Origin of the sequence: Hyphomonas oceanitis SCH89 (genome assembly GCF_000685295.1) — a bacterium.
GTDB classification, from domain to species: Bacteria; Pseudomonadota; Alphaproteobacteria; order Caulobacterales; family Hyphomonadaceae; genus Hyphomonas; species Hyphomonas oceanitis.
Window position 1 is genome coordinate 115,669 of the sequence record NZ_ARYL01000001.1, and the last position, 13,721, is coordinate 129,389.

The window sequence follows — 13,721 nt, forward strand, 5'->3', positions numbered from 1 at the left end:
GGCAAAATTAAACCTGATCATGCGTCCTGCTACGTATCCAGGAATGACCTCAGCTTCCGCGACCGCGACGGGTGCTTGAGTTTCCTCAGCGCCTTGGCTTCGATCTGGCGGATACGTTCGCGGGTCACCGAGAATTGCTGGCCGACTTCTTCCAGCGTGTGATCGGTGTTCATACCGATGCCGAAGCGCATGCGCAGCACGCGTTCCTCACGCGGGGTGAGCGAGGCGAGCACGCGGGTGGTCGTTTCGCGCAGGTTCGACTGGATCGCGGCGTCGACGGGCAGAAGCGCCATCTTGTCCTCGATGAAGTCGCCAAGGTTTGAATCCTCGTCGTCGCCAATCGGTGTTTCCAGCGAAATCGGCTCTTTCGCGATCTTCAGAACCTTGCGGATCTTCTCCAGCGGCAGGCCCAGCTTTTCAGCCAGCTCTTCCGGTGTCGGCTCGCGACCAATCTCGTGCAGCATCTGGCGCTGCGTCCGGATGATCTTGTTGATCGTCTCGATCATGTGCACCGGAATACGGATCGTACGGGCCTGGTCCGCGATGGAGCGCGTAATAGCCTGACGAATCCACCAGGTGGCATAGGTCGAGAACTTGTAACCGCGACGGTATTCGAACTTATCGACGGCTTTCATCAGGCCAATGTTGCCTTCCTGGATGAGATCCAGAAATTGCAGGCCACGGTTCGTATATTTCTTGGCAATCGAGATCACGAGACGCAGGTTGGCTTCGACCATTTCCTTCTTGGCGATGCGCGCTTCGCGCTCACCCTTCTGGACGGTCTGGACCAGCACGCGATAGTCATCGATCGGAATACCGATTTCCTGCGCGATTTCGGAAATCTCGCCGCGGACGGCCTCGATCTCGTCATCCTTGCCTTCGATGAAGCGTTTCCACTTCGCCGACAGCGCCTTGACGCGTTCGCCCCATTCCGGCTCAAGTTCGTGGCCGAAATAGTTCTCGAGGAATTCCTTGCGTGGCACGCCATGCGCGTCAGCCATGCGCATCAGCTTGCCTTCCAGGCCCATCAGCTTCTTGTTGATGGCGTAGAGCTGCTCGACCAGTGCCTCGATACGGGCATTGTTGATGTGGATCGTTTTCAGGCTGTCGACGATATTGTTCGACAGCTCGTCATATTCGGCCTGGGCCTTGGGTGTGAGGTCCTTGCCTTCGAGACGACGGCCAACCAGCTTGTCCTGCAGCTTGCGGTAACGGCCGAAACCGTCAGCAATCTCGTCGAGCTTGGCGAGCACGCCTTCGCGCAGTTCCGCTTCCATGGCCGACATGGACATTGCCGCAGCATCGTCCTCGTCGTCCTCATCGTCGTCGGTTGCGCCTTCTTCGCCTTCGGCTTTCGCCTCGTCGGCTTCGTCTTCTTCTTCCTTGGGCTTGGGCTCAGGCGGCGGGTTTTCCGCGCCATAAGTCGCTTCAAGGTCGATCAGGTCGCGCAGAAGGATGCGCTCGTTGATAAGCTCGTCGCGCCACACCATCATGGCTTCGAAGGTCAGCGGGCTTTCGCACAGGCCGCGGATCATCGCGTCCCGGCCGGCCTCGATGCGCTTCGCAATGGCGATTTCGCCTTCGCGCGAGAGCAGTTCAACGGCGCCCATTTCACGCAGGTACATGCGCACGGGGTCGTCCGTGCGGTCAGAGCCGCGCGCATTGCCCTTCTTGGTGACAACTTTCTTGTCTTCGATCTTGGTGAGCGCCTTGCCTTCGGCTTCGGCCTCTTCCTCGCTCTCGACCACCGCAATGCCCATTTCCGAGATCTGGGACATCACATCCTCGATCTGATCCGAGGTCATGTCCTCGGCTGGCAACAGGGCGTTGACTTCGTCATGCGTAATGAAGCCGCGCTTCTGGGCGCGCTTCAGAACTTTCTTGACGTCGGTTGCGTTGAAATCGACGAGGGCGGTTTCGCCGTCCTTTTCGTCTTCGCCTTCACCATCACCCGCGGTGTTCTTCTTTTTGGTGGCTGTTGCCATTCAATTCTCTCCTGTGGGTGCTCCGGCATCTGCCCTGCCGGATTGCCCAAAATTGCCCTGCGCCTTCAGCTTTCGCCGACTTTTCCTGCTGCCTCGTTCATGCGGGCCTTGAGGGCCCTACGTTCTGCGACAAGCTGATGCCTTCGGCGCCACGCAGATGGCGACGCCGTTGACTCCCCGCTCGCAGCTTCTGTGCCAGAGCCGGGATCCTGCCCGTCGGAACCTCTCACCGCCATGTATTGCTCGAGGGCTATAAGCCATTCCCGTGCCTCGGGCCCATCGGCCGCTATCTGAGGCGTGTCAGGATAATCTTTGAGCAATCTGGAAGCGCGCATGTTCCCAGTTTCGAGTAAATGGGCGCTCATGACGCTGCGGTCAATAGCTTTCCCTGCGTTCACAAAGTCCAACACGCAGTCGCGTATCTGGCTGACATCCGGATCAGGGAAGATCGAGGCCGCCAGCGTTTCCGTGCCGAGCGCCAGAAGGAAGGGACTGTCAATCGCCCGTACAACGGCCCCAAGGCCGCGCAGCTTGGCTGGCGCGCCACTCTTCAATGCCGCCTGACCCGACTCGCCTGAGGCGGGATTCTGTCCCGTTCCGGGGCGCTTCCTGTTGTTGTAACTGTTATTACCGGCGTTGGTGCTGCGGTTATTATTGCTGCGGCTGGCCTGACGCACCTGCCAGAAATGATCGCGCATGCGGGCCTTCAGATCGCGTTCATAGGCGGCCCGTACGCCGGGATGCTGAATCAGGGCCGACGCTGCGGCGAGGCGTGCCTCCAGCCCGGCCTGGCGCTCGGGCGTATCGAGCGGCTCGGCATCGCGCTCACGGCGCCAGAGCAGTTCTGAAAGGGCAAGACGATTGTCCAAGGCCTCTGTCATGGCCGCAGGGCCGCGCTCGCGAATCAGGTCGTCGGGGTCCATTCCATCGGGCAGCAGGACGAAATAGAGCGACCGACCCGGTTCGACATGAGGCAACGCACGGTCGAGCGCACGGAAGGCAGCTCCGACCCCCGCCTTGTCGCCGTCAAAACAGAGCACCGGTTCGGGTCCTGCGCGCCAGAGAAGCGAGATCTGGTCCTCGGTCAGCGCGGTGCCAAGCGGTGCGACTGCGTGCCCGAAGCCGGCCTCGGCCAGCGCGATCGCATCCATATAGCCTTCGCAGACGATCAGGCCGCCGCCCTCGCCCGAGCCGAGCGCCTCACGCGCCGCCTTGTAGCGATAGAGCACGCGCGACTTGTGGAAGAGCGGTGTGTCGCCGGAGTTCAGGTATTTCGGCTTGGCGTCAGGCGTCAACCCCCTGCCCCCAAACGCGATGATGCCGCCCCGGGAGTCCGGGATCGGGAACATCAGGCGCCCCCGGAAGGCATCATAGGGTTCGCCGCCCTTGTCGCTTTCCTTGGCGAGGCCCGCCTCGAGGATCTCCGGCATCGTGAAGCCTTCGGACTTCAGGTGTTCGATGGTCTTGCGCCAGTCATCAGGTGAATAGCCGAGCCTGTGGCGCCGCCAAGCTGCCGGCAGGAGGCCGCGCCCTTCCAGATAGGCACGCGCCGCCGCGCCTTCAGTCGATTGCAGCCGGTCTTCAAAATAGTCGGCAGCGGCCTCGCACACGGCCTGTAGCCGTTTGCGGTGATCGTACTCCTCAGCCGCCTCAGGGCTCGCCTTAGGCAGGCTCATCCCCGCTTCTTCGGCAAGTTTCTCGACAGCTTCCATGAAGGAGAGGCGCTCGGTCTCCATGATGAAACTGATGACGTCGCCGCCCATGCCGGAGGAGAAGCATTTGAATATGCGCTTCTGGTCGTTGACGTAGAAGCTCGGGCTTTTCTCATTGGTGAAGGGAGACAGGCCGACCCATTCCTTGCCCTTCTTCACCAGCTTCACCTTGCGGCCGATCACGTCCGAAGGCCGGATGCGGGCCTTCAGTTCTTCGACGAAGCCATCGGGGATGCGCACGGTCTGGGACATTGGATTGAGTGTAGCGCGTTGCGGCATTTCGGGAAACGCGGAAATAGCCGGAGAGGCTGCCAATATGAAAATGGCCCCGCCTTGCGGCAGGGCCATTTCATTTCGTACCGGACGATCCGGCGCGAGGTCTAGTCCATGTCGTGGAGGACGGGAGCAGTTTTCAGTTGCTCAGGTGTCTTGTTGATCATGACTTCACCTTCGCTGTCGCCTTGAACAACCGTGATGGCGTTAAAGTCGATGACGAGGCGTTCGTCAGAGGCAACACCCGACACGCCATCCGTAACGACGGCATGTTTCACATGGCCTTCAGCATCCATGATCAGGTCGGTGATACGTGTGTAGTTGTCGGCCACGGCCAGTTCGGCATTGGTGCCGATCAGCTCGGAAGCGAGGCTATAATCATTCAGGCCATCCTGCTCGAATTCAGCAACGCCTTCCAGCGACTCGTCGACGAGAGCGGCAGAAACTTCTGGCTCGCCTTCGGCATCAAGCTTCACGCTGACCGAGCTGAACGGGAGCGTGCCGAGGTCCCCAGCAACACCCAGAACACCACCGTCCCGGAAGACGATCTGGCCCGGCGCACCATCCTTGCCGATGAGGACGTCAGCTACCGTAGCGATTTTTTCGCCATCTGCGCCGATGATGTCATCACCAATCAGCTCAGAGGCTTCATATTCGCCAGCGGCCATCACGTACGAGGCACGGGCAACTTCGACCTCATCCATGGTCGTTTTGTCGACCGTGGCGTCAGCCATGTCAGTGGATTCAGTATGAGCTGTCGTGTCGTTCACACCAGCAGTGTCAACGGTCGTGTCAGCGCCGGAGCAGGCAGCCAGAAGGGCGATAGCGGCGACGGCACCGATAGGGGCAATATAATGTTTCATAGTAAGGTCCTTTCCTTGCAATAACATCCGCTCAACGCGATATGCCGCCGCCCGGTTCCCCTTAAAGTCTGCATTTTCGGAAAGGAATTGTGGAGGAACCGCGCAGGGCGCAGTCGCTTCAACAGATTTCAATATCGAGTTGCCTCAGGAGCGAGAGAGCGCTTCGCGGACCGCTTTGCCGGCACTGCCCGTATCAATCATGCCGGGAAATTTCTTCTTCAGGGCCGACATGCAGCGCCCGACATCCTTGAGCTTGGACGCGCCGAGGTCTTCGACAATATCTTTCACCGCCGCTTCAAGCTTGGTGCCGCTCAGCGGCACCGGCAGGAATTTCTGGATGACTTCGATTTCTTCGCGCTCGCGAATGGCATCTTCAATGCGACCGGCTTCCTCATGCTCGCGGGCGGACACCTCGCGTTGGGCGACCATGGTTTCGAGCACCGAGCGCACATCCGCGTCCGGGCAACCTTCGCCGACACCGCGTCCACGCGCACAGACATCCCTGTCGCGCACGGCGCACTCGATCAGTCGCAGCGTCGCCATACGGACGTCGCTTGCGCCTTTTTCGGTCTCGGATTTCAATGCCTGGACGATGCGCGCCTTGAGCGACATCGTATCAGTTGTATCCTCTCGGCCCATGCCGTTATTGCCTTTCACATGCCGCATGCGCCACATTGCTTGACGATGCGCAGACTCAGCCCCATTAACCGGACAAAATCTTCGGTCGGTTGGGTTAACGACCGGGAAACGGCCCGGAAGCGAAATGAGATATGACTAAAGACACCAAAGTTCAAGCTGACTCACCAGCGACGGGAGCCGTCGCCCTGGCAGATGGCACCATTTTCCTAGGATTCGGCGCAGGCGCTGCAGGAACAAATGTCGGTGAGATTTGCTTCAATACCAGCATCACCGGCTATGAAGAGATCCTGACGGACCCTTCCTATGCCTCGCAGGTCGTTCTCTTCACCTTCCCGCATATCGGAAATGTCGGCGCCAATGCCGACGATCAGGAAGAATCGTCCCTCGAAGGCATGAAAGCCGCTCGCGGCGCCATTTTCCGCGAGCCTATCACCGCGCCGTCCAATTTCCGCTCCACCAGCCACTTTGACGCCTGGATGAAATCGCGCGGCATTATCGGCCTCTCGGGTGTGGACACACGCGCAATGACCCGGCTGATCCGCGAAAAGGGCATGCAGAAGGTCGCCATCTGTCACCAGCCTGAGGGCGGTATCGATACCGATGCCCTTATCGAACAGGCCCGCGCCTGGAAAGGCCTGGACGACGCTGACCTCGCAGCAGACGTTGTCAGCGACGCGAACTACGAAAACAACCAGCAGATATGGGCCGCCGGAAGTGGCTATGGCGCGCTCGAGGACGCGAAATTCCACGTCGTCGTGGTGGATTTCGGTGTGAAGAAAAACATCCTCCGCAACCTCGCCAGCGTCGGCGCCCGCAGCACCGTCGTGAACGGCGATGCGACGGCTGCCGAGATCGCGGCGCTGAAGCCTGATGGCGTTGTCTTCTCCAACGGCCCCGGCGACCCGGCAGCGACCATCCTGCGCTCCGGCGACATGATCCGCGACGTGATTGCCAGCGGCACGCCCATCCTCGGCATCTGCCTCGGCCACCAGCTGCTGGCGCTCGCGCTCGGCGCCAAGACGATGAAAATGGCCCAAGGCCACCATGGTGCCAACCACCCGGTTCGCGACCACACGACCGGCAAGGTAGAGATCGTGTCGATGAACCACGGCTTCACAGTTGATCCGTCGACGCTGCCGGAAGGCGTCGAGGAGAGCCACACGTCACTTTTTGACGGCACCAATTCCGGCCTCAGCGTCGCGGGCAAGCCGATCATTTCGGTTCAGCATCACCCCGAAGCATCGCCCGGACCACAGGACAGTTTCTACCTGTTCGACCGCTTTGCCGGCTTGATGGCCGACCATCGTGGCTAAGACTTCCGGCGCAGGCCGGATCGTCCTGCACACCTGATCCGCATGGACATCGCTGTCGCGCCTCCAAGTGACAACAGGCTCGGCGTCATTGCCGGGGACTTGTCGCTTAAGGGCTGGAGCTGGCAGCCGGACATGCTGCCGGACGCGCTCGTGTCAGCGCTTCGCGCCGAAATCCTCGAGCGCGACATAGAGCAGGACCTCGACCCGGCTGGCATTGGGCGCGAGGACATGTTCCAGCTCGCCCGCGATGTGCGCCGCACCCGCATCTCTTGGATGGATGGATCAAGCCCTGCCCAGAAGGCTTTCCTGGCCTGGGCGGAGCCCATTCGTGAAAGCCTGAACCGCGCCCTGATGCTGGGCCTTTTCGATTTCGAGGCCTGCTTTGCCGTCTATCCGGTCGAGGGCTTCTATGATCGCCACGTCGACAGTTTCGCAGGGGCGCGCAACCGCGTCATCTCGCTGGTCGTCTATCTTAACGAAGCCTGGAGCGATGATCTTGGCGGTGCCCTTGTCATCTGGCCGGAGGGCGCAGACGAAGCGGATGTCCCAGTTGCCCGGCTGCTGCCCGAAGGGGCCGGCGCTGTGTTCATGCTATCGGAAACGGTTCCCCATGCTGTGGAAGTCACCCAGGCGCGTCGTTATGGAATCGCTGGCTGGTGGCGGGTCAACCAGTCGGGCATCGATCGCGTTGACCCGCTGACCTAGCGCAGTCCGCGCAGCAATTCCTCGAAAGCCTCGAACAGATTGTCCGCTGTTACGCCCGGATCCTTGCGCGACAGCGAAAATCCCGCCCCATTCAGCGCGTTGAGCAGCATCACCGACATCGGAACGACCCGCTCATCGCTGATATGGCCCTGCTTGGCCAGATAGCGCAGGCCATTGGCGACGTTGTTGCGCCCTAGCCGATCGTCATTCTCCTGCCACCGATCGAGGCCCATCACGGCGCGCCCGTCTGTCAGCACGATACGCTGGTAGGCCTGAGTGGACGCCCATTTGAAATAAACCCGCGTGCCAGCAAGGAAGGCTGCATAGGGATCGGTCGACGAGATGGCTGCAGCCGCAGCGGCGCGCGTTTCGGCGTCCATTTCAAGCTGCACCTCGGTCCAGACTTCCCTGAACAGGGCTTCCTTGTTTGCAAAATGGTAGAACAGGGCACCCTTGGTCGTGCCGGCATCGTGAACGATCGCCGCGATTGACGTGTCCGTATACCCCTTTGTTTCAAACAGATGCCGGGCCGCTGCAAGGATAGTGCGGCGGGTCTCCTCAGCTTGCTCTGGCGTACGCTTGACCATTGGTCATTTGGCCTATTGTTGCCTTATCATACCAGTGGTATGTAAAACTTACAATTGGATGGGTTTCCTCCGTGAAATTTGACCAATCGCAATTACGCAGGCTGGGTGGGGATCCGTATTGCCTGCGAATGGTGGACAGAATGGCCGCTCTGGACCCTTTTGGGCGACCGGGCGGTCATTTTTGTTCAGGCCTCAGAATTACCGTTCCTGATCGGGCAGCGCGCACCTTTACCCCACGAAAATCCGGGAAATGCTTCACGAAACGGCTTCGCGTCGCTATCTTTGGCTCATGACTGATCAAGCGCCCCAGCCCAAGCTCGAAATCCGGATCATTCCGGTTACGCCCCTCCAGCAGAACACGTCCATGATCTGGTCGACCGCGACCATGGAAGGCGTCTTCATTGATCCGGGCGGCGAAGTTGACCGGCTCATGGCGGCGGCGGAGCAGTTCGGCGTCAAGATCGTCGCTGTGTGGCTCACGCATGGGCATCTGGACCATGCCGGCGCGGCCACGGCCGTTTCAGAGCGCACGGGATGCCCCATCATCGGCCCTCACGAGGACGACCAGTGGCTCCTTGACGAAGTCGAAGCGCAGGGCGCCAAATATGGCATCACGGACGGCAAGAACGTCACTCCCACGCGCTACCTGCACGATGGTGACGAACTGGAGCTTGGCGGCACCAAATTTGGTGTCGCCCACTGTCCTGGGCACACGCCCGGCCATGTCGTGATCTACAACAAGGAAGGCGCCCTCGCCTTTGTCGGCGATGTTCTCTTCCAGGGCTCTGTTGGCCGGACGGACTTTCCACGCGGCAATCACCAGCAGCTGATCGACTCCATCACCGGCAAGCTGTGGCCGCTCGGCAATGACATGCGTTTCGTGCCCGGCCACGGCCCGATTTCGACGTTCGGGCATGAGCGCCAGTCCAATCCCTTCGTAGCCGATAGCGTCACAGGGTATCAGGGCGCCGCGCGCGAAGAAGCTGACATTATGAGCCAGAAACTGTCCAAACGCTGGACCTGATGGCGATTGCGCCCGTTTTCCTAACCAGCTTGTAACAGGAAAGCATGGAACCGCTCCTTGTCACAGGACGTTTGTACCCCGTGATCAAGATAAGGAGCACACAATGACAACCTATATGAAGCTCTTCGCAGCAGGCGCGAGCGCCATTGTCCTCGCCGCTTGTACATCCAGCGGTACGACTGAGAAGAACGCCGCTTATGGCGCAGCAGCAGGCGCCGTTGCAGGTGCCGTGATTGGTAACAATGTTGGTGATGGCGATGCCCAGCGTGGCGCCGTTATTGGTGGTGTGCTCGGTGGTGCAGCCGGTGCAGCCAAAGGCTGTTCGGAGTCTGAAGACTGCGACATGCCCGGCGTGAAAGACCAGGAAGACGAACGTGATGCTGATGGCGACGGCTATGCCAACGCATATGACCGGTACCCTTACGACTCGCGTCGTTGGTAGTACCATACTGATCGGCGATTAGACTTCGCCGCGATGAGCCCCGTATTCCATCAGGAGTGCGGGGCTTTTTTTATGCGCGAAATGGCCCATCACGTCTGCCACAATCCGCCCAGATTCCGCCCTTGAATGACCTTGTCCGATACCGGAACGCCTCCCCAAGTGACGCCGTTTCTTCCAGGTCCGCACATCAGCCGGACGTAGACCTGGAACACTCCATGACGCCCGCCTATCCTGTCCGTGATGACACACCCGCTTTCCTGGCCATGGTGAGCCGACGTGCTCCTGAGGCTGTCGTGCGTGACTGCGTAGACGCATGGGTCTACGCTTGGTCGAGCGACGCCTGCACGACAGATATGGAAGTCCTGCGCCCGCTCATGGGTGAGGGCAATCTGAACATGATGAGTGATTTTGGTTCGGATATCGCCTTGAGCGACTCATTTGATACTTACCAAGCCGTTTGGATGCCGGTCCTGCGCGAGACGTTTCGTTCCTGGCAACTGGGTATCGCATCGGATGTCGACATCCGAGCGTCGCAGAGCCTCGCATCAGCGGCCTATTTTACGCTTTTTGAAGGCGAGACACACGAGGGCACGTCAATGATCCAGCGCCAGGCTGTTTCTGCCGTCTGGGAGATCCAGAATGGTGAGTGGCGCCTTGTCCAGGAGCACACGTCAATCGACTCCGAAGGCCGCATGGCTTGATCGGCCGCCGTCACTCTGCTGCGACAACACGACCCTCTCTTACCCCCTGCTATCCCAAAGCCAGATGAGATAGCAGCCACGGACCTGTTTACCCTTGCCCTTGGCACCGACTCCCCGCTATGAGGCAGCCGTTTGACCGGGAGAGAGAATTACCATGCCGAAGCGCACTGATATCAAATCGATCCTCGTCATCGGTGCCGGCCCGATCATTATCGGCCAGGCCTGCGAATTCGATTATTCCGGCGTTCAGGCGGTCAAGGCGCTGAAGTCCGAGGGCTACCGGGTCATCCTGGTGAACTCCAATCCGGCGACGATTATGACCGATCCGGACCTCGCCGACGCGACTTATATCGAGCCGATTACGCCAGAAATTGTCGAGAAGATCATCGAAGTCGAAAAGCCTGACGCCCTGCTGCCCACGATGGGCGGCCAGACGGCGCTGAACTGCGCACTCGACCTCCACTATGCCGGCGTCCTCGAAAAGCATGGCGTCGAGCTGATCGGCGCCAAGGCGGAAGCCATCGAGATGGCCGAAGACCGCAAGCTGTTCCGTGAAGCCATGGACCGGATCGGCCTCGAAAACCCGCGCGCCGCCATCATCGCCTCACCGGAAATCCGCGGCGAGAATGGCAAGATCAAGGGTTATGACCGCATCTCGGGCCTCAAGGCCGCGATGGACGCGCTCGAAACCGTGGGCCTTCCGGCGATCATCCGCCCCGCCTACACTCTGGGCGGCACAGGCGGCGGCATTGCCTACAATGTCGAGGAATACGAAGAGATTTGCCGCTCTGGCATCGCCGCTTCGCCAAACGCCCAGATCCTGATCGATGAAAGTCTGCTCGGGTGGAAAGAATACGAGATGGAAGTCGTCCGCGACACGGCGGACAATTGCATCATCATCTGCTCCATCGAAAACATCGACCCGATGGGCGTGCACACAGGTGACTCCATTACGGTCGCACCGGCCCTGACGCTGACCGACAAAGAATACCAGATCATGCGCAACGCCTCGATTGCGGTCCTCCGCGAGATCGGCGTCGAAACGGGCGGCTCGAACGTGCAGTTCGCCGTCAATCCGAAAGACGGCCGTCTGATCGTCATCGAGATGAACCCGCGCGTCTCGCGCTCCTCGGCGCTGGCCTCCAAGGCCACCGGCTTCCCGATTGCCAAGATCGCTGCCAAGCTAGCCGTCGGCTACACGCTCGACGAACTCGACAATGATATTACCGGCGTCACGCCCGCCAGCTTCGAACCAACGATCGATTACGTCGTCACCAAGATACCGCGCTTCGCCTTCGAGAAGTACAAGGGCGCCGATCCGGTCCTCACCACGGCGATGAAATCAGTCGGTGAAGCCATGGCTATCGGCCGCAGCTTCCAGGAAAGCCTCCAGAAAGCGCTCTGCTCGCTCGAGACGGGCCTCAGCGGCCTTGATGACCTGCCGTTTGAAACAGACGCTGCCCTGCGCCAGGCCCTCGCGCTGCCAACGCCAGACCGCCTGCGCGTCGTTGCACAGGCCTTCCGCGAAGGCATGAGCGTCGAGGAAGTGCATGGCGTCACCTCCATCGACCCATGGTTCCTCCGCCAGATCCAGGAGATTACCGAAGTCGAGGCCAAGGTCCGCGCCAAAGGCCTGCCTGATGATGCGCGCGCATTGACCGAGCTGAAATCCATGGGCTTCTCCGACAAGCGCCTCGGCCAGCTGGTCGACAAGACAGAAGCCTGGATCCGCGGCTATCGCCACACGCTGAACGTGCGCCCAGTCTACAAGCGCATCGACACCTGCGCCGCTGAGTTCGCCGCCAAGACGCCTTACCTCTACTCCACCTACGAGCACGCCTCGTTTGGCACCGAAGCGCCGGACTGCGAGGCCCTGCCCTCGACCCGCGACAAGGCCATCATCCTCGGTGGCGGCCCCAACCGGATCGGCCAGGGCATCGAGTTCGACTATTGCTGCTGCCACGCGGCCTACGCGATGGAAGACCTCGGCATCGAGTCGATCATGGTCAACTGCAACCCGGAAACCGTCTCGACCGACTATGACACGTCAGACCGTCTCTATTTCGAGCCACTGACCGACGAGCATGTGCTGGAGATCATTTACAAGGAACAGAGCGCCGGCACGCTGAAAGGCATGATCGTCCAGTTCGGCGGCCAGACCCCGCTGAAGCTCGCCAGCACGCTGCACGCCGAGAATGTGCCAATCCTCGGCACCAGCCCCGACTCCATCGACCTCGCCGAGGACCGCGAACGCTTCGCCGCCCTGCTCGACAAGCTGAATATCCAGCAGGCCCCCTCGCGCGTCGCCCGCAGCGTGGAAGAAGCTGAAGTGAAGGCCCACGAGATCGGCTATCCGGTCATGCTGCGTCCTTCCTTCGTGCTCGGCGGCCGTGCCATGGAAATCGCTCGCGATGACGAAGACCTGCGCAAGTTCGCCGCCGAGGCCCTTATGGTCTCCGGCGACGCCTCACTTTTCATCGACCGCTACCTGTCAGACGCGATCGAAGTCGACGTCGACGCGATCTGCGACGGCACGAACGTCCACGTGGCCGGCATCATGGAGCATATCGAGGAAGCGGGCGTCCATTCCGGCGACAGCGCCTGCGCCCTGCCGCCCTACACGCTGTCTGCCGAATTGCAGGCCCGCCTCGCGGAACAGACGAAGGCCCTCGCCCTTGCGCTCAAGGTGTGCGGTCTCATCAACATCCAATTCGCGGTCAAAGGCGACGAGATCTACGTCCTCGAAGCCAACCCGCGCGCCAGCCGTACCGTGCCCTTCGTGGCCAAGGCAGTCGGCGCACCGATTGCGGGCATTGCCGCCAAGGTCATGGCCGGCGAATCGCTCACCAGCTTCGACCTGACCAATGCCAATCCACGCCGCGTCGCCGTCAAGGAAGCCGTCTTCCCGTTCGCCCGCTTCCCGGGTGTCGACCCGCAGCTTGGCCCGGAAATGCGCTCAACCGGCGAAGTCATGGGCTGGGACGATGATTTCGGCATGGCCTTCCTGAAGTCGCAGCTCGGCGTCGGCGTCCGCCTGCCCGAAAGCGGCAAGGTCTTCATCTCGGTGCGCGATTCCGACAAGAAAGCCATTGCCGAAGCGGCCCGCAAACTGGTCGACATGGGCTTCACTTTGATCGCCACCAGCGGCACCGCCACCTTCTTTGAGGAGCAGGGCCTGCCTGTTCAACGCGTCAACAAGGTGCTTGAAGGCCAGCCCCATATCGTCGACGCCATGATCAATGGCGACGTGCAACTGATGTTTAATACAACTGAAGGTGCCGCCTCGCTGTCCGATAGCGCGTCGATCCGCCGGACCGCCGTTAACCGCAAGATCCCATATTTCACAACACTTTCAGCCTCGATTGCCTCCGTTCAGGCCATTACGAGCCTGAAAACACGGGAAATCTCGGTGCGCGCCTTGCAATCGGTCTGACCGAGGCCCACTTGACGGCCTCTCATTTTGCGACAAGCATTTCG

11 protein-coding genes are annotated in these 13,721 nt (G+C 60.5%); 6 read left to right on the forward strand and 5 right to left on the reverse strand.

Annotation, left to right across the window (positions count from 1 at the left end; translation table 11 throughout):
• Window positions 1-29 precede the first annotated feature (29 nt).
• The 4 genes from rpoD to HOC_RS00595 all read right to left on the reverse strand — a co-directional run bounded on the left by rpoD (window position 30) and on the right by HOC_RS00595 (window position 5,499).
• Entirely contained in the window at window positions 30-1,985 is a 1,956-nt protein-coding gene (rpoD, locus tag HOC_RS00580) for an RNA polymerase sigma factor RpoD (RefSeq protein ID WP_035534707.1), read from the reverse strand.
• Window positions 1,986-2,050: 65 nt separating this feature from the next.
• The gene (dnaG, locus tag HOC_RS00585) at window positions 2,051-4,045 is read right to left on the reverse strand and encodes a DNA primase (RefSeq protein ID WP_241766826.1); all 1,995 of its coding nucleotides are present in this window, start codon (window positions 4,043-4,045) and stop codon (window positions 2,051-2,053) included.
• Window positions 4,046-4,077: 32 nt separating this feature from the next.
• Complete coding sequence (locus HOC_RS00590) at window positions 4,078-4,833, reverse strand: PRC-barrel domain-containing protein (protein ID WP_035534708.1); 756 nt, start codon at window positions 4,831-4,833, stop codon at window positions 4,078-4,080.
• Window positions 4,834-4,977: 144 nt separating this feature from the next.
• A complete protein-coding gene (locus HOC_RS00595) occupies window positions 4,978-5,499 on the reverse strand; it encodes a GatB/YqeY domain-containing protein (RefSeq protein ID WP_241766828.1) in 522 nt (173 codons plus the stop codon).
• Window positions 5,500-5,603: 104 nt separating this feature from the next.
• Between HOC_RS00595 and carA the strand changes: the two genes are divergently transcribed.
• On the forward strand, window positions 5,604-6,785 hold the full coding sequence (carA, locus tag HOC_RS00600; protein WP_035534711.1) for a glutamine-hydrolyzing carbamoyl-phosphate synthase small subunit: 1,182 nt from the start codon (window positions 5,604-5,606) through the stop codon (window positions 6,783-6,785).
• Window positions 6,786-6,827: 42 nt separating this feature from the next.
• Window positions 6,828-7,490: a 2OG-Fe(II) oxygenase gene (locus tag HOC_RS00605; protein WP_035534715.1), complete on the forward strand. Its 663-nt coding sequence runs from the start codon at window positions 6,828-6,830 to the stop codon at window positions 7,488-7,490.
• Here the strand turns inward: HOC_RS00605 and HOC_RS00610 are convergent.
• On the reverse strand, window positions 7,487-8,077 hold the full coding sequence (locus HOC_RS00610; RefSeq protein WP_051624381.1) for a TetR/AcrR family transcriptional regulator: 591 nt from the start codon (window positions 8,075-8,077) through the stop codon (window positions 7,487-7,489). The two genes, HOC_RS00605 and HOC_RS00610, sit on opposite strands and share 4 nt — an antisense overlap.
• Window positions 8,078-8,366: 289 nt before the next feature.
• Between HOC_RS00610 and HOC_RS00615 the strand changes: the two genes are divergently transcribed.
• The 4 genes from HOC_RS00615 (at window position 8,367) to carB (ending at window position 13,677) form a co-directional block, all read left to right on the forward strand.
• The gene (locus HOC_RS00615) at window positions 8,367-9,101 is read left to right on the forward strand and encodes an MBL fold metallo-hydrolase (RefSeq protein ID WP_035535119.1); all 735 of its coding nucleotides are present in this window, start codon (window positions 8,367-8,369) and stop codon (window positions 9,099-9,101) included.
• 103 nt (window positions 9,102-9,204) lie between these two features.
• The gene (locus HOC_RS00620; RefSeq protein ID WP_051615706.1) at window positions 9,205-9,543 is read left to right on the forward strand and encodes a YMGG-like glycine zipper-containing protein; all 339 of its coding nucleotides are present in this window, start codon (window positions 9,205-9,207) and stop codon (window positions 9,541-9,543) included.
• Between the two features lie 215 nt (window positions 9,544-9,758).
• The gene (locus HOC_RS00625; protein ID WP_035534718.1) at window positions 9,759-10,244 is read left to right on the forward strand and encodes a nuclear transport factor 2 family protein; all 486 of its coding nucleotides are present in this window, start codon (window positions 9,759-9,761) and stop codon (window positions 10,242-10,244) included.
• A 154-nt stretch (window positions 10,245-10,398) separates the two neighbouring features.
• Window positions 10,399-13,677, forward strand: coding sequence for a carbamoyl-phosphate synthase large subunit (gene carB, locus HOC_RS00630; protein ID WP_035534721.1), 3,279 nt, complete (start codon window positions 10,399-10,401; stop codon window positions 13,675-13,677).
• Window positions 13,678-13,721: the final 44 nt, after the last annotated feature.